The organism is Arthrobacter sedimenti (assembly GCF_042652025.1).
GTDB lineage: Bacteria > Actinomycetota > Actinomycetes > Actinomycetales > Micrococcaceae > Arthrobacter > Arthrobacter sedimenti.
Map to the genome: position 1 here is coordinate 118,167 of NZ_JBHSDQ010000003.1, position 20,898 is coordinate 139,064.

General features: G+C 66.3%; 19 protein-coding genes. 7 read left to right on the top strand and 12 right to left on the bottom strand.

Translation table 11 applies throughout. The annotated features are described in order from the left end of the window. Positions 1-2: 2 nt before the first annotated feature. The 3 genes from ACFO0G_RS08630 to ACFO0G_RS08640 all read right to left on the bottom strand — a co-directional run bounded on the left by ACFO0G_RS08630 (position 3) and on the right by ACFO0G_RS08640 (position 1,687). Positions 3-197: a hypothetical protein gene (locus tag ACFO0G_RS08630; protein ID WP_376977049.1), complete on the bottom strand. Its 195-nt coding sequence runs from the start codon at positions 195-197 to the stop codon at positions 3-5. After that, a complete protein-coding gene (locus ACFO0G_RS08635; RefSeq protein WP_376977050.1) occupies positions 194-736 on the bottom strand; it encodes a hypothetical protein in 543 nt (180 codons plus the stop codon). Before ACFO0G_RS08635 ends, ACFO0G_RS08630 begins: the two co-directional genes overlap by 4 nt. A 99-nt stretch (positions 737-835) precedes the next feature. Then, a complete protein-coding gene (locus tag ACFO0G_RS08640) occupies positions 836-1,687 on the bottom strand; it encodes a universal stress protein (RefSeq protein ID WP_376977051.1) in 852 nt (283 codons plus the stop codon). Between the two features lie 103 nt (positions 1,688-1,790). On the opposite strand from ACFO0G_RS08640, the gene ACFO0G_RS08645 reads away from it, so the two are divergent. Beyond that, positions 1,791-3,248 carry a DUF5129 domain-containing protein gene (locus ACFO0G_RS08645; protein WP_376977052.1) on the top strand — a complete coding sequence of 486 codons (1,458 nt, stop codon included), beginning with the start codon at positions 1,791-1,793 and terminating at the stop codon, positions 3,246-3,248. A 166-nt stretch (positions 3,249-3,414) separates the two neighbouring features. On the opposite strand, the gene ACFO0G_RS08650 is transcribed toward ACFO0G_RS08645, so the two are convergent. Next, positions 3,415-3,687 carry a YegP family protein gene (locus ACFO0G_RS08650; protein ID WP_286397407.1) on the bottom strand — a complete coding sequence of 91 codons (273 nt, stop codon included), beginning with the start codon at positions 3,685-3,687 and terminating at the stop codon, positions 3,415-3,417. A gap of 153 nt (positions 3,688-3,840) precedes the next feature. Further along, positions 3,841-4,587, bottom strand: coding sequence for a DUF4386 family protein (locus ACFO0G_RS08655; RefSeq protein WP_376977053.1), 747 nt, complete (start codon positions 4,585-4,587; stop codon positions 3,841-3,843). Positions 4,588-4,748: 161 nt separating this feature from the next. On the opposite strand from ACFO0G_RS08655, the gene ACFO0G_RS08660 reads away from it, so the two are divergent. Beyond that, positions 4,749-5,102, top strand: coding sequence for a hypothetical protein (locus tag ACFO0G_RS08660; protein WP_376977054.1), 354 nt, complete (start codon positions 4,749-4,751; stop codon positions 5,100-5,102). A gap of 63 nt (positions 5,103-5,165) precedes the next feature. Here ACFO0G_RS08660 and ACFO0G_RS08665 read toward each other — a convergent pair whose 3' ends face one another. Together ACFO0G_RS08665 and ACFO0G_RS08670 are read right to left on the bottom strand one after the other, a co-directional pair. Then, entirely contained in the window at positions 5,166-5,636 is a 471-nt protein-coding gene (locus ACFO0G_RS08665; protein ID WP_286397403.1) for a GyrI-like domain-containing protein, read from the bottom strand. Positions 5,637-5,691: 55 nt separating this feature from the next. Continuing rightward, positions 5,692-6,054: a DUF5655 domain-containing protein gene (locus tag ACFO0G_RS08670; protein WP_286397402.1), complete on the bottom strand. Its 363-nt coding sequence runs from the start codon at positions 6,052-6,054 to the stop codon at positions 5,692-5,694. 249 nt (positions 6,055-6,303) lie between these two features. On the opposite strand from ACFO0G_RS08670, the gene ACFO0G_RS08675 reads away from it, so the two are divergent. The 4 genes from ACFO0G_RS08675 to ppsA are packed head-to-tail and all read left to right on the top strand — an operon-like array spanning position 6,304 to position 13,819. Then, the gene (locus ACFO0G_RS08675; RefSeq protein ID WP_376977056.1) at positions 6,304-8,277 is read left to right on the top strand and encodes a heavy metal translocating P-type ATPase; all 1,974 of its coding nucleotides are present in this window, start codon (positions 6,304-6,306) and stop codon (positions 8,275-8,277) included. A 46-nt stretch (positions 8,278-8,323) separates the two neighbouring features. After that, positions 8,324-8,785, top strand: a complete 462-nt coding sequence (locus ACFO0G_RS08680; protein ID WP_286397399.1) for a universal stress protein — start codon at positions 8,324-8,326, stop codon at positions 8,783-8,785. After that, positions 8,782-11,343, top strand: a complete 2,562-nt coding sequence (locus tag ACFO0G_RS08685; protein WP_376977058.1) for a cation-translocating P-type ATPase — start codon at positions 8,782-8,784, stop codon at positions 11,341-11,343. Before ACFO0G_RS08680 ends, ACFO0G_RS08685 begins: the two co-directional genes overlap by 4 nt. A gap of 40 nt (positions 11,344-11,383) precedes the next feature. Beyond that, a complete protein-coding gene (ppsA, locus tag ACFO0G_RS08690) occupies positions 11,384-13,819 on the top strand; it encodes a phosphoenolpyruvate synthase (protein ID WP_376977060.1) in 2,436 nt (811 codons plus the stop codon). Positions 13,820-13,890: 71 nt separating this feature from the next. Here ppsA and ACFO0G_RS08695 read toward each other — a convergent pair whose 3' ends face one another. The 4 genes from ACFO0G_RS08695 to ACFO0G_RS08710 form a co-directional block, all read right to left on the bottom strand. Further along, positions 13,891-14,313: an Hsp20/alpha crystallin family protein gene (locus ACFO0G_RS08695; RefSeq protein ID WP_286397395.1), complete on the bottom strand. Its 423-nt coding sequence runs from the start codon at positions 14,311-14,313 to the stop codon at positions 13,891-13,893. Between the two features lie 13 nt (positions 14,314-14,326). Continuing rightward, the gene (locus ACFO0G_RS08700) at positions 14,327-16,846 is read right to left on the bottom strand and encodes an HAD-IC family P-type ATPase (protein ID WP_286397393.1); all 2,520 of its coding nucleotides are present in this window, start codon (positions 16,844-16,846) and stop codon (positions 14,327-14,329) included. A 23-nt stretch (positions 16,847-16,869) separates the two neighbouring features. Beyond that, entirely contained in the window at positions 16,870-17,736 is an 867-nt protein-coding gene (locus ACFO0G_RS08705; protein ID WP_286397392.1) for a universal stress protein, read from the bottom strand. 70 nt (positions 17,737-17,806) lie between these two features. Beyond that, positions 17,807-18,265 (bottom strand): pyridoxamine 5'-phosphate oxidase family protein, encoded by a 459-nt coding sequence (locus ACFO0G_RS08710; RefSeq protein ID WP_286397390.1) that lies wholly within the window; start codon positions 18,263-18,265, stop codon positions 17,807-17,809. A gap of 271 nt (positions 18,266-18,536) precedes the next feature. Here ACFO0G_RS08710 and ACFO0G_RS08715 point away from each other — a divergent pair, with 271 nt between their 5' ends. Next, positions 18,537-20,237, top strand: coding sequence for a GAF domain-containing sensor histidine kinase (locus ACFO0G_RS08715; RefSeq protein ID WP_286404419.1), 1,701 nt, complete (start codon positions 18,537-18,539; stop codon positions 20,235-20,237). Positions 20,238-20,246: 9 nt separating this feature from the next. On the opposite strand, the gene ACFO0G_RS08720 is transcribed toward ACFO0G_RS08715, so the two are convergent. Then, positions 20,247-20,870: a response regulator gene (locus ACFO0G_RS08720; protein ID WP_286404417.1), complete on the bottom strand. Its 624-nt coding sequence runs from the start codon at positions 20,868-20,870 to the stop codon at positions 20,247-20,249. Between the last annotated feature and the right edge of the window lie 28 nt (positions 20,871-20,898).

Consider the following 20,898-nt stretch of genomic DNA (forward strand, 5'->3'; position numbering starts at 1 on the left):
ACTTAGATCGGTTCCTTGGCCAGTGCCTTGGTCTTGGCGGGCGTTTCGCGGCCCAGGCGTTGATCGAGCGTGACGCGCAGCCGCGCTGCGGCAACCTGGACGCGGTGCTCGGCAGCCGTACCGGTTTTCCTGGCGGGCTTGGCCGCGGTGTTCCGGGGAGTGTGGACGAAACGGTGTTCAGGCGATGTTGCGCTCACGGTCCAACCTCCTTGGTACTGTCGTCATCCGTCATTCCATTCTCGCCTAAGTTGTCCCGGTCGTCCACGAAGGCCGGCTCCTGCCCCGACGCGGCGTCCACCTCGGCATCATCCCCGTTCTCCTCGCCGTTCTCGTCCCCGGCCACGCTCTTCCAGGCTATGTCGAACAACTCGAGTTCCTCGGTGCGGGCCAACTCGCTCCTGGCCAGGACCTCCAGGGTTGCCAGCCCCAGCGCCTTGGTCCCTTCATCCGGGTCCAGCGCACGGTCCAAGGCCCACTGGGTGCGGCGCCACCACTCCGCCCGGCTGTCCGCCTCGGTCTTTTGCCGAAGGGCATCAGCATCGGCTTCGCGCTTTTGATCCAGCGCCGTCTTGTCGGCGGCAGTGCGCTGCTTCAGGGTGCGCCAGTTGATGTAGAAGGCGAGCAGGGCCGCGATGAGGACGGCCAGGGGGCCTAACCCCGCAAGGATGACCCACCAGTCCGCCGGTCCGGAATGGACCACGACGTCCAAGGGGCCGGGGGAGGGAACAGGGGTCACCGGACCAGCTTAGGCGCCAGGTTCCGCCGGCAGTGGGCCGACACTCCACCCGCATTCCTTCCCATCATCCGATGGGCGACTGCGTCAACTGCCTCTCCTTCAACTGCCCCGGCGGGAGATGAGGACCGGGCCGCGGGCGTGGTGCAGGACGGCGTGGGCGGTGGAACCCATGGTTTCCCTGAGGATGCCCTGGCCGTGGGAACCCACCACCACTATCCGGGCTTCTGCGGAGGCCTGGAGGATGGCGTGCGGGACCGAGCCGTCCGTGAGGACCTCTCCCTCAGCGGTGATACCGGGTGCCGCAGCACGTGCATGGGTCAACGCGGACGACAGGATCCTTTGGGCCTCAGCCTCGGCTTCCTGCGTAGCTGGCCGCTGGTGGCCCGGGGGCTGGTGCTGGACATGGATCACGGTGAGTGCTGCCTGCCACGCCGTTGCGAGGGCGCAGGCATCCTCCAGTGCTGCGGGGGAACCTGAGGCGTCGACGGCGACGACGACCTGCCCGTCCGGGTGGAGGTCCCGGCGGATGACGGCGACGGGGCAGGCAGCGGTGGCCGCGAGTTCCAGGCTCACGGACCCCACCAGCAGGCCCAGGAAACCGCCCAGGCCGCGGCTGCCGACAACCAGCAGCCTTTCGCCCGTGGAAACCTGGGCCAGAAGCTGCGCAGGCAGTCCGTGGAGCAGTGTGCTCCTGATCTGAAGGCCCGGAACCTCCGCTGCCGCATGGGCCACGCCCTCTTCCAGGATGGACTGGGCGGACTGCTCCAGGCCGCTGCCGGACACGCCCGGCACCGGGCCGAGGTGTTTGGTAAGCAGCGGCCACATTGAACAGTGCACCACGTTCAGCGGGCAGTTCACCGCCCGGGCGTGCCGGGCTGCCCAGCGAACAGCGGCCGCGGCCTCATCCGATCCGTCATAGCCGGCCACAACTGCTTTTGGCTCCTGCGTCATCTGACTGCGCTCCTGCCCGGACCGGCCATCACCCGCGGGACCTTCGGCCCTTTGGCAGCCCTGCTCTTTGGTTTCATCCTGATTCTAAGTAATGGGGAGGGATATGGGCAGCGTGGTCAGCCGTATTGCCGCGACCGTACTTGCCGTGGCTGCCCTCCTCCTGGGGTTCCCGGCGCCGGGCACCGCGGTGGCACCCGTCGCTGTCGTTGTGGAGGACACCGCAGGGGTGCTTGACCAGAACACCCTGCTGCCCGCCGTCGAACGCATCCAGTTTTACGAGCCCACCCGCGTCGCCGTCTTCACTTACAACGGAACGGCGGAGGACAACCTCAACGAAGAGGTCCTCAAGTTTGCCCGGTCCAAACATCCCGAGTGGATCAGCGCCGACGGCCAGAAATGGGCCGACGGGCTGTTCATATTCGCGCTCGACCCTGTGGGCCGTCATGTGGGGACCTACATGGGCGAGGACCGGAAGGTTTCTCTGGAACAGCGCAGCGACATCCAGGACGCGTCAAAGGACCTGTTCCGCGACGCGCAGTGGACTGACGGCACGGTGGCCGGCATACGCCGTGCCGCCGAACTCATCAATCAACCGTGGTACCGGTCCGCCGCGTTCCTGATCACAGCATGGGTTACTGGCGGCATTGCGGCCCTGGGTGCTGCCGCATGGTTGATCGTCCGCGCCGTGACCAGGAGCGCCTGCCGGAAACAGATCGAACGTGGGGACCGCAGCTACTCCAACGTCAGCATGGACCTGGACGTGACGGAACTGAACGCCGGGACCATCCCGGAATCCTCCCGCTATGGGAGCCAGGTCCTGGAGAAACACCGCACCTTCCTGAGCCGCTATGCCACCGTCACGGAACTGTCCAACCAGGTGCATGCGTTGGGCAAGCGGTCCTTGAGCAGCTGGAAGAACCTCAAGCTTGCCCGCCAGTTCGCGGACAGCGCCGCCGAGCTGGACGCGCTGGACGACGTCATCGCGGACAGCAACGCCTTGTTGAACCGCGCCGACACCTGGCCTACCGCCTGGGACCGGCAACTTGCCCCGTTCCGCAAGGACCTGGCCGGGCTGGAGCAGCTCCTGGCCAAGCGGCACGGACAAGGGGACTCCGCCACGGCCGCCGCGCTGCGGTCCTTCCGCGACGAAAGCCTGCGGGAGATCGAGCGGTGGACCGCAGAACTGGCGGACGGGCGGATATCACCGGAAAAGGCCCTGGACCGTCTTTACCAGGCACGTACCCGGCTTTCGGAACTCCTGGAGAACCATGCGGAAACGGTCATCCAAGGCTTTGCAAAGAACGAGCGGGAGGCGCGGCTGATGCGCGAGCAGATGGAGACGGCGCATGAGGGCCTGGACCACCGCCGGCAGCGGACCTACGAGCCGAGCATCCTGGGGACGGTGTACCCGTCGTACCAGTTTTTCTCTGTCGCCACCTTCAACTCCGGATTCAATACCGGGGTCAGCAGCGTCAACTCGGCCAGGGGCGGCGGCAGCACCACCGGTTATGGCAGCAGCGGCGGCAGCTTTTCCGGGTCCGGCAGTTCGTCCAGCTTCTAGTTTTCCCTGGCGTTTTGACGGCTTTCGCGGGGGCCTGGGCGGCGCGTGGCGTTTGGCGCCGCGTTGCCAGCAAATCACACAGGAGTGGGGCCCATCGTCCTCGATGGGCCCCACTGACCTCAGCGGCTGAGCGGTAGTCCGTTCGCCGCAGTACAAGCGCTTCAGCTCATGCTGCGCCCACGGTGCCGAGCCTGCGGGCGCTGCGGCGGACGGTGTAGCGGAGGTGCGGGGCCGCTGCGAGCACAATGCCTGGCGGCGGGGGCGCAACATCCCGGATCAGCCCGGTCCCTGCGCATTCGCGTACCTCAGCTATTGCTGCAGCCGCCTCCTGTTTGTCGGTGAATTGTCCGGAAACCGCCAAAACGTGCCCATCGGGCATCACAAGCCGGAACCGGATCAGCGAGTCTTCATCAACGAACAGTTCGAACGTACCTGCCATATGCCTTGTTCTCTCCTCAGGGTCCTGCCTGCGTCGACGTTGACGCGGACGGCGGCCTGGCCCGACTTCGGGTCCAGCAACCCGGAACGCACAACCCAGCTACGGTGCATCTTCCGGCCTGAATCCAGCTTCTCAAAGGGCCCGGCCGGCCTTTTAGGGACCAAAGTCCCTGACTGGCGGCGCCGAGGATGCTAGCCGGGCAGGCCGGGACAGGCGGATCAATACGATTCCGGTGGCAATGAACCACAACCAGAGCAGGATGCCGTAGCCCCAGTAGAAGTCGGGGACCGTGTGGCGAAGGGCCTCGCTGAGGACTCCCAAGGCACCGGTTCCAATACCGAGCAACGCCAGGTACTGCGGGAAGGGCGCCGCTGCCGCGAGCATTGCCAGTCCCATAAGGAGAATTCCGAGGGCAGAGAGGACTCCGGCGATGGCTGGTGTGTTGTTTTCGGCGATGATGGCTTCAGCGGCGGTGGCGTAGGCGCTGCGTTCACCATCCGTCGCGGCGGCCATGTAGCGGTCGCTGAGATAGACGAGGTTGAGGGACCCCCGGCTGCTGACCGGGATGGCAAGCAGGAGCGCCCAGGGAAGGGCGGCGAAAATCAGTGCTATCAGGGGCAGGCTCTTCCGGAAGGGCATCAGGGCCACGAAGAGGGCCGTGAAAACAAGGACCGGGAGGATGTTTGGCAGGATCCACAGAACCTGCTCGGCCACGTAGTTCGTTTTGTTGGCAGCAATGAACTCGAGAGTGGCAGCTCCGCCGCGCACCGGCGGGGGTGCCAGGAAGTCCAGCACCAGGGCAGCTATCAGCAGGAGGACGAACAGGATCGATGACGCCCCCGCCGCGAGATAGAGGAGGCCCCAACCCGGCTGGGCCCCGGGTGCACCGTGCCTTTTCATGCTTGGAGGCTGCCATTTAATCAGCGGCCCGGACAGTGCCGTTGGGCCCGGCTGCCATGTCCCGCGGCTGTTGCCGCCGGTGACCAAGGTCCCTGTTCGGTTATGCCGGCCCTTGGCAAAATTCGGCATTGAATACTGATTGCGGTCGACGGGAGGAAGGCATGCCGACAGAGGACGCACACGCGGGCAACGGCGCGGAGGAGCGGTTGCGGATAGAGCTGGAGGACGCGGCCTCCGTAAAGTGGTGGGCGCGAATCCTCTACACCCTTGGCTCGCAGTATGGACGCACCCAGCTGCGGTTTGTTGGCAGGATGGAGGACGGCCGAAGGCTCTATATCAGCGACACATTTCCCGGGCCACCCCTGAACGCCACCGCTCCCGCAGAAGCCTGGGCTCCTGGCCTGCAGGCCAGCCTCAGCCAGCTCCGCGAAGAGATAGCCCGCGACGGCTGGACGGAAACCAGCCACGGGGCGCAGCCGTGGGACCTGGCCTTCACCCGCCGCAGGGGCTTATGACCCGGACGGCCGGCTCCGCGTAGCTTTCCCGGCCCCGCGTTCCCAAGTTCCAGGCCCACCGCCTCAGGCGATCGGCCAAACGACCTTGGTCTGCCACGTTGCAGGATCAGGCTGCTGTTCGGGATCGGTCAGGTAGTACTCCCACATACTCTCTGAAGGGGTGGCGCCGTCGGCTTCCATCCGTTCCCTGATGGCGTCGTAGGTGGTTCCCAGCGTGTCGTAAGGGCCGGTATGCACCGCTTCAAAGGCATCCGTGTCAGGGAGCGAACCGCTGGCCACTTCGCCTGTCCCCCGGAAGTCGCCGGAGATAGGGAACCCGGCTTCAACGTCTACAGTTTCGCCCGGCATGCCGTGGTAGCGTGCGAACGGTGGGCCGGCGGGCCTGGCGCCCTGCATCTGGACCGCAGCCATGACAGCGCCGAAGGCACGGCCGAAGAAGCTGGTCAGCGCGTCCATCGGGACCCTTTCACGCACTACGGCGACGGGTTGTTCGGTGACATGGATTTTTTGGGGCTGCTGGCCATTCTCAGTCATGGCATCAGCCTTGCCGTCCCGGCACCAGCCTGACAGGGCCATAGGACTCTAACCGTCAGCCCGCGGCGCCGTACGCTTCCTGCATCCAGGTGCGGACCTCGGCATCAAGTTGAGTGCTGTCCGTGAGTTCCAGGTGATGCATCCAGATTTTGGCCGAAGGATGCACGATCTGCTTGAAGCGCCGCGAGCCCAGGTCCCGCGGCAGTGCCAAGGACAGGACAAGCGGAACAGAAGACTTCACATAAACCCCGGGCCGCCAGAGGTACGCGAACCCGCGGCGCCGGCGGAAGGAAATTTGGCTTTTGCCCACCCTGATCTCATGGGGTCCCAGGCCCGCCGCCATCCGTTCGGCCGTCTCGTAGATCCCGAGCGCGGTGGGTGCTCCGTCGAAAAACTGCTCCACTGACCGGGGCTGCATCGACGAGTCCCGCCCTAAGCCTTGCCTGCGTTGATCGTTATGGCTTCCATCCGCGTTCCAGTATGAGTCTGTGCCAAGTCTGCGGCTCAAGCATGACCGCGGCATCGGTGCCGTGGGCAGGGCCGAAGGTCACGCGGCCGGGGTGCAGAAGACAGGCCGGGGCCAAATGCCCTAGCCCCCCTGACGGCGGCAGGGTAGGTTCAGTTCCATGTGCGATGACCTTCACCGCCTCCTGCCGAAGGGTCCTGGATGAGGAAGCAGGCCTCCCCGCCCACGGCCACCGGCGGAGGTCCCGGCAGCCTTGACGCTGGAGAACCCGCAGGCTCGCCGGTGGAAAAGGCCTCGGGCTTCCTCAGACGGTATCCCGTCGTCGCACTGACCCTCCTGGTGCTCGTGGCCTCACTGGTGCTGGTTCAGTTCGGCCTGGAACTGCAGGTCCGCATCCTTGCGTCGGCCTACGCGGCCGTTATCGTGGTGGCCCGTGCGGCCGGCATGGTCCGGTCGCTGCGCGAGGGCCGCTGGGGGATCGACCTTTTGGCCCTGATGGCCATTGCCAGCACGGTGGCGGTGGGAGAGTATCTCGCGGCCCTGGTGGTGATCCTGATGCTCACTGGCGGGGAGGCGCTGGAGAATTTCGCCCAGGGTCGCGCAGCGCGGGAACTGCGGTCCCTGCTGGACAGGGCTCCCCGCTTCGCCCACCGCGAGGAATCCGGCGCGGTTCTGGTGGACACCCCAATCGGCGAGGTCGCGCCGGGGGACATACTGGTGGTCCGCCCGTCCGAACTGGTACCCGTTGACGGCGAACTCCTGTCCGATTCAGCCACCCTGGATGAATCATCGCTGACGGGTGAAAGCTTGCCGGTGGAACGCACCCGTGGGCAACAGTTGCTCAGCGGCGCCGTCAACGGAGTGGCGGCCATCCGGATGCGGGCAGCGGCCACCGCGGCCGACTCGCAGTACAGCCGCATCATCGCCCTGGTGGAGGAGGCCTCCAACAGCCGCGCCCCGGTAGTCCGCATGGCCGACCGCTACGCGGTGCCCTTCACCCTCCTGGCCCTGGCCATGGCGGGAACGGCATGGCTCCTGTCCGGCGAGCCGTTGCGCTTTGCCCAGGTCCTGGTGGTGGCCACCCCCTGCCCGCTGCTGATCGCGGCGCCGGTGGCGTTCCTGGCCGGTACCAGCCAGGCCGCCCACAAGGGCATCATCATCAAGAACACCAGGACCCTTGAACAGCTGGCGAAGGCACAGTCGGCGGTCTTCGACAAAACCGGTACCCTCACGTCGGGGCGTCCCGTCCTCGATGAGGTCAGGATGGCACCTGGCCATGGGGAGACGCTGGGGAGCAGGAAGATCCTCCAGCTCGCCGCTTCCGCGGAGCAGTACTCCTCGCATGTGCTGGCAGCTTCAGTGATCGAAGCCGCCCAGGCAGCCGGGCTCACCCTCCTGCCAGTGCAGCAGGCGACGGAAAACGCCACCCACGGTGTGGAGGCCGTTTGTGACGGCCAACAGGTGGTGGTGGGCAAAGCCGGCCTGGTCCGCAGCTCATCCAGCGGATTCCGGGAGGCTGCGGTCCACAGCGGCCAGCTTGCCGTTCACGTGGCGGTCAACGGCGGGTACGCCGGTGCGTTGATCATGAAGGATCCATTGCGGGGCAACGCCGTGGATACGCTCGAACGCCTGCGCGGCCTCGGCGTGCAAAACACCATGCTGCTGACCGGCGATGCCCACGCCACGGCCGCCCACATTGCCGAGGAAGCCGGGATAGGGCGGGTCCAGGCGGAGTGCCTTCCCGAGGACAAGGTCAACACTGTTGCCGCCCTGGCGGAACGGCCGGTCCTGATGGTGGGCGACGGCGTGAACGACGCTCCTGTCCTGGCCGCTGCGGACGTCGGCATCGCGATGGGGGCCAAGGGCGCCACGGCTGCGAGCGAATCGGCGGACGTGGTGATCATGCTCGATGACCTGTCCAAAGTGGCCCAGGCCGTCGCCATCGGAAAGCGCACAGTGGCTGTTGCCCTGGTGAGCATCTGGACGGGGATAGGGCTAAGCCTTGTCCTGATGGCCATCGCCATGACCGGGTACATTCCCGCCGTCGCCGGCGCGCTCCTTCAGGAACTGGTTGACCTGGCCACCATCCTGAACGGTCTCAGGGCGCTCCACGGTGCTGATAAGAAAGCCGGGGCCGGCCGGAAACCCGGTCCACGGAGGCTGCCGGCGGCATGACTTTCGGCCCTTCCCAACCCAAGCTGCAGCCGGGAACGTGGTGACCATGAATGCAGAAACAGGAGCCAAGCCGGTCATTGTGGGTGTGGACGGGTCCGAATACTCCTCCGCGGCCCTCCGCTACGCGGGCACACTGGCAGCCCGCCTTGGCGCCCGGCTCGAGGTCATCTCATGCATCGGGATGCCGGACTACCTGGTGATGTCGCGGCTTGAGGGGGCGGATCGGCAGTTCACCGCAAGGCTGGAGGATGCTGCCGGGCGCCTGGTGGAGGATGCCCTTGGCCGGGCGTTTTCCGGTGACCGGCCGGACAACATCGACGTGTCCATCAAGTTCGGATCACCGGCGAAGGTGCTGGTGGACGAGAGCCGGCGGGCACAGATGCTGGTGGTTGGACGGCACGGCGAAGGCGGCCTGCTCAAGTCGTCCATGGGTTCCGTCAGCAGGGCCTGCGCTGCCCACTCCAATTGTCCCGTGCTCCTGGTTGGGCAGGAGGCGGACGCTGTGTGAGGACCGCGGAGGGCCTCAGCTCTGAACAGGCCGCGCAGCTCCTGAAGCAGGCGGGCCCCAACCAGCTTCCCGCGGAGAAACCCGTTCCGCAGTGGCGGAAGCTTTGGGGCGAAATGACGCACTTCTTCGCCCTCATGCTGTGGTGCGCCGCAGGGCTGGCCTTCATCGCGGACATGCCGCAGCTCGCCGTGGCGATCATCGTCGTCGTCATTGTCAACGGGGTCTTCGCGCACATCCAGCAGGAACGCGCGCAGCACGCCGCCGCCAGGCTGCGTGGCCTGCTGCCCGCCGACGTGGTGGTCCGGCGGGACGGGAAGGTGCGCAAGGTCCACGCCAGTGAGCTGGTGGTCGGTGACGTGGTGCTGCTCGCTGCCGGCGACCGCGTCCCGGCGGACACGGTGTTGCTGTCAGCAGCGGCCTTCGCGGTGGATGAATCCATGCTGACCGGCGAAAGCGCCCCGGTGCCGAAAATCGCCGGTGACCCGGCCTGGGGCGGCACCTTCCTGGTCAACGGTTATGGCGAGGCCTCAGTGTCGGCAACAGGTACCGGAACCAAGCTCGCCGGGATCGCTGCCCTGACCAGTGGGGCGGTTCCACCCCCCACGCCGCTGTCACAGGAACTGCGCCGCATCGTCCGCGTCACCGCCGGTATGGCCCTGGGCATCGCGGCGGTCTTCTTCCTTGCATCGCTGCTGGTGGGCTTCCAATGGCGGGACTCGTTCCTGTTTTCCATCGGCGTTGCCGTAGCGCTGGTCCCGGAGGGCCTCCTCCCCACCGTCACGCTGTCGCTGGCCATGGGAGCACAGCGCATGGCAGGCCGCAGCGGGCTGGTCCGGAACCTCGAAGCAGTCGAAACCCTGGGCTCAACCACCTTCATCTGCACCGACAAAACCGGGACCCTGACGCAGAACCGGATGAACGCCGTCGAAGTCTTTACAGTGGCTGGTCCTGTCCAGGTGACGGGCCAGGGATATGCTCCCGACGGCGGTGTCCAGGGAAGCGGGGTGGAAGGGGCTGCCAAGGTGGCGCTGGCTGCGCGTACGGCTTCGCAGGGCCGAGCCGAGTTCCACGACGGACAGTGGCGGGCGCAGGGCGACCCCATGGAGGCGGCGATGGACGTCCTGGCCCGCAGGCTGACAGGCACTGAGGCCGGCGCTGCCCCCTGGCGCCGGTTGCCGTTCGATCCCGTGCGGCGCCGCGAATCGGCCCTCCTGGGGGCGGACCTGTTCTGCAAAGGCGCTCCCGAAACCGTGCTCCCGGTCTGCGAAGCCGTGCCCGGCCCGGTCAAGGAACAGGTGGAGGTGATGGCCGCACGCGGGCTGCGCGTCATCGCTGTTGCCCGGCGCCAGCTTGCAGGAGCACCGGAGGCCTGGCAGTCCACTCCAGCCTTGGAGCTTGAAACAGGCATGGAACTCCTGGGCCTGATCGGACTGCAGGACCCGCCCCGGCCGGATGTGGCCGACGTGATCCGCACGGCGCGGCAGGCGGGACTCAGGATCGCCATGATCACCGGCGACCACCCAGCTACGGCGGCGGCGATTGCCCGCCAGATCGGGCTGACCGGCAGCCCCGAACTGGTGCTGGAAGGCGCGGACCTGCCGGAGGACGACCAGATCCTGGGCGCACTTTTGGACCGCGACGGAGTGGTGGTCAGCAGGGTCTCGCCCGAGCAAAAGCTCCGCGTGGCCAAAGCGCTGCAGGCACGCGGCCATGTCGTGGCGATGACCGGCGACGGCGTCAACGACGGCCCGGCCCTCCGCGAAGCCGACATCGGTGTGGCCATGGGCCTCAGCGGAACAGACGTGGCGCGTGAAGCCGCGGATCTGGTTCTCCTTGACGACCATTTCGGCACCATCGTGGCCGCCATCGAACAGGGCAGGGCCACCTACGCCAACATCCACCGGTTCCTCACCTACCACCTCACCGACAACGTGGCGGAACTGACCCCCTTTGTCATCTGGGCACTGTCCGGCGGCCGGTTCCCGCTGGCCCTGGGGGTACTGCAAATCCTCGCCCTGGACATCGGCACCGATCTGCTGCCCGCCCTGGCCTTGGGTGCCGAGCCGCCCGGCAGGCGTATCCTGGCACGTCCACCCGAACGGCGGCACCTGATGGACCGGCAGTTAATCATCCGGGTCTTCTGCATCCTGGGCCCCGTCGAGGCCGCCATGGAAATGGCGGTGTTCTCCGCGGTCCTGGCCGGCGGTGGGTGGAGCCGGGGCCAAGTGCCGGAGGCAGGGCTCCTGATGGCTGCCTCCGGTGCCGCCTTTACCGCGGTCGTCCTGGGGCAGCTGGCAAACGCCTTCGCTTGCCGGAGCGCCACGGTGCCGCCCTGGAAGCTGGGCTGGGGGACCAACAGGCTCCTGGTCTGGGCCGTGCTGGCTGAGCTGGCCATCCTAGCCGTGTGCCTGTACATCCCCTACCTCGCAACACTGCTGGGCCAGGCACCGCCACCCCCGGCAGGCTTCCTGCTGGCGCTCCTGGCGGCCCCTGCGGTCCTGCTGGCGGACTGGATCCACAAATCCGCGCGCCGGCGGCTGCGGCGGAGCAGGACCTAAGACTCTGCAGCCCCCCGCCGGTCAAGTCCAGAATCAAGCCATGAGTGCCGCCGCAGACACGTCCCTGGCCAACGCCAACGTCAAGTGGATCGAGGACACCGGGATCGCGGACATCCCTTCCGTCGGAGGAAAGAACGCTTCGCTGGGCGAGCTGACCCGTGCGCTGCAGACCGAGGGGGTCCGGGTCCCCGAGGGGTTCGCCACCACCGCTGCCGCCTACCGGGCGTTCCTTGCTGCCAACGGCCTGGAGCCGCGGATTAGGAAGCACATGGAAGACCAACGTGCCGGAACATCCACGCTCCGCCAGGCCGGAGCGGCGATCCGTGAGCTGTTCCTGCAGGCCACCTTCCCGGAGGACATCGCCGCGGACATCCAGGAACACTACAGCGCCCTGTGCCGGCGGGCGGGGCAGGACCAGCTCGCCGTCGCGGTCCGCAGCAGCGCCACCGCGGAGGACCTGCCGGACGCCAGCTTCGCCGGCCAGCAGGAAACCTTCCTGAACGTGGCGGGCGCGCGGGCGGTCCTGGATGCCTGCCGGCGCTGCTACGCATCCCTGTTCACCGACCGCGCCATCAGCTACCGCGAAATGAAGGGATATGACCACCTGGACGTCGCCTTGTCCGTGGGGGTGCAGCGCATGGTCCGCTCCGACGTTGGCGCATCCGGGGTGATGTTCTCAATCGACACCGAGTCCGGGTTCCCCGGCGTGGTGGTGATCAGCGCAGCCTGGGGGCTGGGGGAGACGGTGGTCCAGGGGACCATCAACCCGGACAAGTACCAGGTGTTCAAGCCGCTCCTGGCAGAGGAGCGCTTCAGCCCCGTGATTGAGCGGGAGCTGGGCGCCAAGGAACGCAAAATGGTGTACAGCCAGGGCGGGGATGCGCGGACCAGGATGGTGGAGACCTCCGAACGGGAGCAGCACACGCTGGTGCTGGATGACCGGGAGGTTGTCCTGCTGGCCCGCTGGGCCGCTGCCGTGGAGGAGCACTACGGGCGCCCGATGGACATGGAGTGGGCCAGGGACGGGGTCACCGGAGAACTCTTCATGGTGCAGGCAAGGCCGGAAACCGTCCAGGCCCGCAGGAGCACAACCACCTTCCGGACCTACCATCTTGCACAGCCCGGGAAGGTCCTGGTCTCCGGCGCCGCGATCGGCGACGCCATAGCCCGGGGCGAGGCGTGCGTGGTGCGGGATGCCAAGGACATCGAATCCTTCGTGGACGGCTCCGTGCTGGTCACCCGGATGACGGATCCGGACTGGGTACCCGTGATGAAGCGCGCGGCAGGCATCATCACGGACCACGGCGGCCCAACCAGCCACGCGGCCATCGTCAGCCGCGAACTGGGCGTGCCCGCCGTCGTGGGAACGCGCAACGCCACGGAAGCACTGTCCGACGGCGTCAAGGTCACCTTGTCCTGCGCGGAAGGCGAGGAAGGCCGCGTCTACGAGGGACTGCTGGAGTTCTCAGTGGAAGACGTGGACATGCAGGCGCTTCCGGCCACCCGCACGGCCGTAATGATCAACATCGCAAGCCCTGCCGCGGCCTTCAAATGGTGGCGGCTGCCCGCCGCCGGCGTGGGCCTGGCCCGGATGGAGTTCATCATCAACAATTTGATCCGCATCCACCCCATGGCCCTGGTCCATCCGGAAAAGGTGGCGGACCCGGACGAGGCTGCGCTCATCCGGCAGCTGACCAGCGGCTATGAAGACCCCCAGGAGTACTTCATCGACGTGCTGGCCACCGGGATCGCGAAGATTGCCGCTCCGTTCCATCCCAAGCCCGTGATCGTCCGGTTGAGCGACTTCAAGACCAACGAATACGGCCACCTCATTGGCGGCAGCGCCTTTGAACGCCCGGAGGAAAACCCCATGCTCGGGTTCCGTGGCGCCTCCCGCTACTACAGCAGCCACTACCGCGAAGGCTTCGCCCTGGAATGCAAAGCCCTGAAACGCGTACGCGAGCAGGTGGGATTCGGCAACGTCATCGTCATGGTTCCCTTCTGCCGCACCGTCCGGGAAGCTGACCAGGTGATCCAGGCGATGGAGGAGCAGGGATTGGTCCGCGGCCGGGACGGCCTGCAGCTCTATATGATGTGCGAGATCCCCTCGAACGTGGTCCTGGCAGCGGAATTCGCCAAGCGCTTTGACGGTTTCTCCATCGGGTCCAACGACCTCACCCAGCTGGTGTTGGGGGTGGACCGCGACTCGGAGGAGCTCGCCGGGCTGTTCGACGAGCGGGATCCGGCAGTGATGGCCATGATCGCCGAAGCGATCAGCAAGGCCCACGCCGCCGGCATCAAGATCGGAATCTGCGGACAGGGGCCCAGCAACCATCCTGACCTCGCAGAGTTCCTGGTCAGCCAGGGCATCGATTCCGTGTCCCTGAATCCCGACACCTATGTGCGGACGCTCCCGGTCATTGCCGCTGCGGAGGCACGGATCGCGGACGGGCAGACTGCCAAGCTCGTGCTCTAGGCGCCAAAGTGCCTGGCTCCCCAGGGTTCATCCCCGGGAAGCCAGGCACCGGCGTCGTACTTAAACCGTCCTCAACCCCTGCTGATGGGGATCTTTGACGCACCGGCTTCCTGCTCCTGCTCCGGCATCGGAGCCCGGACTTCGAGGAGGCCGTCCTTGTACGAGGCAGTAATGTCGCCTTGCTGGACGCCGCTGGGGAGGGGAATGCGGCGCATAAAGGAGCCGTAGCGGAATTCGGACCGGTAGCTGTCCTTGCCCTTTTGCTCCTTCTTCTCCTGCCGCTCCGCCTTGATCGACAACACGCCATCGGCAACCGTGACGTCAACGTCCTTTTCCGGATCTATTCCGGGCAGTTCGGCCCGGACCACGAGCGTATTGCCGTCCATCATCTCCTCAACCCGAATGGCCGAAGAGCCCACATCGCCTTCGAACAGCCTCTCGATGACATCCATCGGAGAGCGCCGGGTATCAAACCATCTCATCAGGTCAGTCATTCTTGCCTCCTGCTCAAGTGGAAGCCGGACCATCGCTTCGCCCGGCAGTTCCACCTTCCCGTTCCCGTGCCGCCGCTTCCAGAGTCAAAGGTCCCAGCCCGCCCTGGTGGCCCGGAATGGATGGCCGCCGGGTGAACCGCCCCACCACCTCGATGGCCACGCAACCTGCGGCGGCAACCGAGGTGGAAAGGATCAGCAGGCCGGGGGGCGGCCAGTCCACCCGGAAGAAATCCTGTGCCACCGGGACGGTGAATAACAGGACCAGCCCTGAGTACATTCCGGCAAGGATCAGGACCTTGGTCGGGTGGAGGGGGCGCGATGCCACTACCAGGATCCACGCCGCCACCAGGCCAAGGGTCATGGTGGCCGCGGACTGCGCGGACTCTTCGCTGTATCCGCCCCACGTCTGGGCATAGCCGCTGACCGCAAGGACGCACAGGCCGGTGCAGATGCCGGCCGGCACAGCGAATGCGAGGGAACGCCGGAGGAACCCGGGAGCGTAGCGCTGCCCGCCGGGCTGCAGGGCCAGGAAGAACGCCGGCAGGCCGATGGTCAACCCATCCAGGGCCGACAGTTGCCGGGGCAGGAATGGAAAGGCCAGCAACAGGATGCCGGACACCACGGAAATGATGGTGGCGTAGACGGTTTTGCTCAGGAATACCAGGGATACACGCTCGATGTTGCTGATGGCCCGCCGTCCCTCGTCCACCACGGCCGGCAGCCGCTCGAAGCGCCCGTCCAGCAGGACCAGGCGGGCCACGGCCTTGGTTGCCGGGGAGGCCGAGTCCATGGCAATCCCCAGGTCGGCCTCCTTGAGCGCCAAAACATCATTCACCCCGTCCCCGGTCATTGCCACAGTGTGCCCCCGCCGTCTCAGGGCCTGGATCAGGTCCCGCTTCTGGGAGGGTGTCACGCTCCCGAAGAGGCTGTGGGCCTCCACCGTTTCCTCCAGTTCGACGGGATCTTGAGGAAGCCGGCGCGCGTCACAGGCGACGCCGGTCCCAAACCCCACCCCGCGGGCCAGCGCCCCCACCGTGCGCGGATCGTCTCCGGAGATGATCTTGACCGTTACCCCCTGCCGCCGAAAGTAGTCCAGCGTGGACGCTGCGTCCTGCCGGATGCTCTCTCGGAAAGCCAGCAGCAGGACCGGGACCAGGTCCGGCGGCAGTCCCGCGCCTGCGGCATCCGGGGGCAGCGGCGCCGGCAGGTACACCAGAGCCAGGGTCCGCAGGCCCGTTGCGGCCAGGGCTGCTGCCTTGCCGTGTGCCGTGGCGCAGCCGGGGGCGTGCAGCACCGCATCCGGTGCTCCCAGGATCCAGGTGCCGGCAGCTGCAGAGCCGGCTGCGAACGTCACCGAGCTCCACTTCCGGGCAGAGGAGAAGGGGACCAAGTCCTGCTCCTGCGCCGGAACCTGCACAGGGAAGGCTTTTCCGATGGCTGCCGCGGTGCTGCTGGCGTCCGCGTTGGAACCGAACCATTCCAGCGCCTGCCGCCACCCGGGAACAGGAACCGTCCCGGCGTCGTGGACGGCGTCAAACACGATGGAGCCGGAGGACAACGTGCCGGTCTTATCCAGGCAGAGGACATCCACCCGTGCCAGCACCTCCACGGCGGCAAGTTCCTGGATCAGTACTTTTTGGCGGGCAAGCCGGAGCCCGCCCACGGCGAATGCCACGCTGGTCATCAGGAGCAGGCCCAGCGGAATCATGGCCATGATGCCTGCAACGGAGCCCACGGCCGCCGGCACCCACCGCCCTGATGCCATGGCACCGGCCCACCCGCCCTGCTCCTGCATCTGCGCATTGGTAAGCAGCAGGGCGGTGGGAAGAAGCAGCCAGGTAATGACGGCAAAGACCTTCTCCAGGCCCCGCCGAATTTCGGATGTCACCAGGGAAAACCGGCGCGCCTCGGCGGCCAAACCGTAGGCAAATGTGTCAGGTCCCACCCGGAGCACGGTGGCCCGCCCACTCCCGGCAAGGATCAGGGAACCGGAGAGCAGTACGGCACCGCCCTGCTTGGGGACGGGCTCCGATTCGCCGGTCAGCAACGATTCGTCCACCTCAAGCGGGTTCCCGTCCAGCAGCACCAGGTCCGCCGTGACCTGGTCTCCGGCGTTAAGTACCACCAGCTCGTCCGGGACCAGCTCTTCCGAGGATATGGTTTCCCGGGCACCGTTCCTGACCACCGTGCTCCTGGCGGCATGCAAAATGGCAAGCTGGTCAAGCAAGCGCTTGGCCCGGTATTCCTGAATGATGCCGATCAGCGAATTGCTGATGGCGGACAACCCGAACAGCGCATCACGCCACTGGCCAAGGACCAACAGCAGGATGAAGCACCCTCCCACCACGCCGTTGAAAAGGGTGAAGACGTTGGCCTGGACAATCTCTCCGACCGTCCTGCTGGTAGCCGTGGGCACACTGTTGATGCGGCCGGCAGCAGTGCGTTCCCGAACTTCTGCGGTGGAGAGCCCCTCCCGGGCATGGCGCGCGTCCACGCCCGGGACCGGGGCCCCGTTGTCCCCAGCTACCGTCATGGCCTGGCCAGGCTGCTGACCGGTCAGTCCTGGTGCTGCTGCCTGTGCATGCGGGTGATGACCGTAGGGCAGGGCGGCTGGGTCAGCACCGCGTGTGCCGTGGACCCCAGAAGGAGCCTCTCAAAACCACCCTTGCCACGGCTGCCCAGGACCAGCAGACGGGCACCGGCAGCTGCACGGAGCAAGGCGTCCGCAGGTTCCAGGACGGTTTCCATCACGGTTTGCACCCTGAGATCCGGGTAGTCCTGCCGGAGGCCGGCCTCCGTTTCGGACAAGACGATCTGCTCCTCCTCCATCACGTGGGTGGCGAAACTGCTTTGCGGCAGTCCGGCGGAAATCCAGCGGTTGGGGCCGGTGAACGCGTAGAGGACCGTCAGTTCCTCTCCGAGGGAGTCAGCTTCTGCTGCTGCAAAGGCAACGGCCTGTGTTGATTCCTGCGATCCGTCCACGCCCACCACGATGCCGCGGCCGTGCTCCTGGGCATCACCGATGACAGCCACGGGGCACTCTGCCGCAGCCGCCGCCTGCAGGGCCCGGTCCGTTAACGCGCCGCGGTTGTGGCCGCTGGTGCCAAGGACCAGCATGCTGGCATTTTTGGAGTAGTCACCAAGGGCGGCCCCTACGCCGCCTTCCAGGAGCTGGAGGGTAACCTGCAGGCCCGGTTCGGCTGCGGTGGCCTTTTCGCCGGCTTCCTTCAGCAGGCCCAGGCCCGATTCCCGCAGGACTTCAAGGTAGGGCAGGACTTCGGCGGCCATCCACCGGTCGTCCACCACATTCACGACGGCGAGGGGAAGCTTGTGCCTGTTGGCCCGGGCTGCTGCCCACAACAGGGCGGCGTTGGACGCCGAGGAATCGGTGATGCCGACGGCGATTGGCTTGGCAAGTGCCATGGGGGACCATCCTTTGCGGGTTCTAATGGGGGAGTGTTCTGCTGGAGCAGGGAACCGTTCGCGTGCCGGCCTAATCCGCGGTCGGTTCCCGCGGCGGCCACCAGTGGGTCGGCGCGGCGATGACGAACCTGCGCCCACTGATCTCCTGCGGCGTGATCCGGATCAGGATGTTCTTTTGGCCGGGCTGCCAGGGTGAAAGCCCGGCATCCATGGCGTCCTGGGTTTCCTCGGCATCGGACACGATCAGCGCTTGCCCCTTGAGGATGACGCTCCAGGCAATGGTGCCGTACTGGTTCATCCCGTCGGCCTCGACGGCCACTGCTTTCCGTTCAGCGAGGGAGGCAAGCTTTGTTCCTTCGCCGGTGCGGATGAGCAGGGTGCCGTTGGTGGGGACGAAGTTCACGGGATAGTTCTCAATCGTGTCCCCGTCGGTGAAGGCAATCCTGCAAAGGGACGTCGAACGAAGGTATCGCCAGCAATCGTGGACGCCCAGTTCCTTGATTTCCGGTTCAGTCGCGGCAGTATTCATGGCCGTAGCCTAAAGCCGGGCGCCGCCCCCGGGCTAGGGAAGAAGGTCCCGCGCCCCCTAGCGCCCCCATTCCGGCACCTTGAGGGGTATTTTTCCCCGTGCCCTCCTAGAATTAGATGCGAAGAGCCTTCATGCTCAGGTGAAGGTGGAATTGGGGGCGGAGGCCGGCACTTCCGTTTCGAACACTTGGACCGCGCCAGGGACCTGCAGCGCCGCAGGTTCCTGCCGCAGGAGGTGGCACGTGAGTTCTGAGCAGCCTTGGCGCTCGCCGATGAGGGACAGAATGGAAGACCTGGTGCGGGACTTTACGGCCCGCGGGGATGAATTGCTGGACACGCAGGAACGGATCAACGGACTCTTGGCGGCGGTGGTGGCCCTCGCTGAGGACCTGAGCCTTGAAGCCGTCCTTGACCGACTTGTGCGGTCGGCCTGCGCCCTGGTGGGCGCGCGGTACGGCGCATTGGGAGTCATCGGAGAGGACCGAAGGCTGAGCCACTTCATCACGGTGGGAATCGACGAAGAAGGAATCCGATCCATCGGCGACCTTCCCACCGGCCACGGCGTGCTGGGCCTCTTGATCCGCGAGCCGAAACCCCTACGCCTCCATGACCTTGGCCAACACCCCATTACGTCCGGATTTCCCGCGAACCATCCGCCCATGAGGACCTTCCTGGGCGTGCCGGTCCGCGTCCGGGATGAAGTGTTCGGCAACCTCTACCTGACGGAAAAACAGGGCGGGGAGGACTTCACCGTGGAAGATGAAGACCTTGCGGTGGCCCTGGCTGCAGCGGCCGGAGTGGCGATCCAGAACGCCCGCCTGTTCGAAGACAGCAGCCGGCGGCAGAAATGGCTCGAGGCAGGGATGGAACTGAGCAGCAGGTTGATCATGACCTCTCACCCGGGGGATGGGGACAACCTGGATGTTGTTGCCGACACCGCCCTCAAGGTCTCGGACTCCGCGCTTGCAGTCGTGGCCGTTCCGGCCGGTGACGGCACGCTTCGCTGCCGTTCATGCCTCGGGGTGCAGGGTCTGCAGGCCGGCCAGGAACTCATGGTTTCACAAGCGGTATCGAGCGTCCTCGAGGGCGGCGGATCGTTGGTGGCGAAGGATCCGCGGCAGGTGTTCGAGGACGGGGTAGCGGAAAAGCTTGGCTCCGTACTCGTGTGCTCGCTTGGGCACAGCTCCAGCGACAATGGGGTCCTGCTGCTGGCGCGCGCACAGGGTACTGCTGTGTTCAGCCAGGCCGAGGCAGAGTCCAGCGCCATCTTCGGAAGCCGGATCGGACTAGCGCTGGACCTTGCCCGTGTGAACGCGTTGCGCGAACAGAACCTTCTGTTCACGGACCGGGAACGGATTGCCCGGGACCTGCACGATCTGGTCATCCAGCGCCTGTTTGCTGCCGGGCTGAGTATCCAGAGCCTGCGGCGCTACACCCTGGATCCGGTGGCGCATGAGCGCATCGCCGCCGTGACCACCGAACTCGATGAGACCATCCGCAAGCTGCGGGACACCATCTACTCCCTCCGCACAGCGGATGAGGAACGTGAACCGTTGACGGGCCGGATCTTGCGGGTGGTCCGGGAGAATTCCCGCAGCTACGCCCTGACCCCCAAGGTATCCCTGGACGGACCGGTGGACTCGATCCGCGAGGATGTGGCAGTGCATCTGTTGTCAGTGCTGTCGGAGGGGCTCAGCAATGCACTCCGGCATTCCGGCGCCGACGACATCCAGGTCACCGTTGCCGTGGGGCCTGGCGATGCTTCGGGTACGAACGGTGATGGCAGGAAAGCCCGTGCCGGGAATGCAGTCCAGCTCCTCATCCATGACAACGGCCGGGGGTTCGCCGAGCCCGGCCAGGTGAGCGGCCTGGCGAATATGCGCCACCGCGCTGAATTGCTGAAGGGCAGCTGCCTCATCGAGAGCGTTCCGGGGCAGGGCACGTCTGTGCGTTGGTCGGCACCACTCGGTTGACCTGTCCGGTCAGGCGGACTCCGGTGAGCTCCTGGTGACGTAAACGGCCGCCTGCGTCCTGCGCTCGAAGCCCAGTTTGGCCAGGATGGACGAAACGTAGTTCTTGACTGTCTTTTCCGCCAGGAACAGCTCGTCGCCGATCTGGCGGTTGGTCAGCCCCTGGCCGATCAGCGCCAGCACCTTCTTCTCCTGCGCGCTCAGGCCCTCCAACCGGGGATCTGTCGGTGCGGTGGAAAGCCCGGTGATGATCTGCTGCTCCATCCCCGGGTCAAACAGTGATTCGCCGGCAGCGGCCTTCCGGATCCCGGCCAGGAGATCGTCGCTCCTGATCTGTTTCAGGATGTATCCGGAGGCACCTGCCAGGACTGCCCCGCGCAGGGCCTGTTCGTCGTCGTAGCTGGTCAGGATCAGGCAGCGCAGGCGGGGATCGAGGGAACGAACGTCCCGGCAGACTTCGATGCCCGTACCGTCAGGAAGCCGCCCGTCGAGAATGGCAATGTCCGGGTGCAGGGCCGGGATGCGGCGGGTCGCTTCGGCCGCAGACCCGCTTTCGCCTACTACCAGGAACCCCTCGCCTTCCAGCAGGTCCTTCAGCCCCTGCCTGACAAGCTCATGGTCATCGAGGATGAACACGCGGACCGGCCCCAAGGATCCTGTTGGC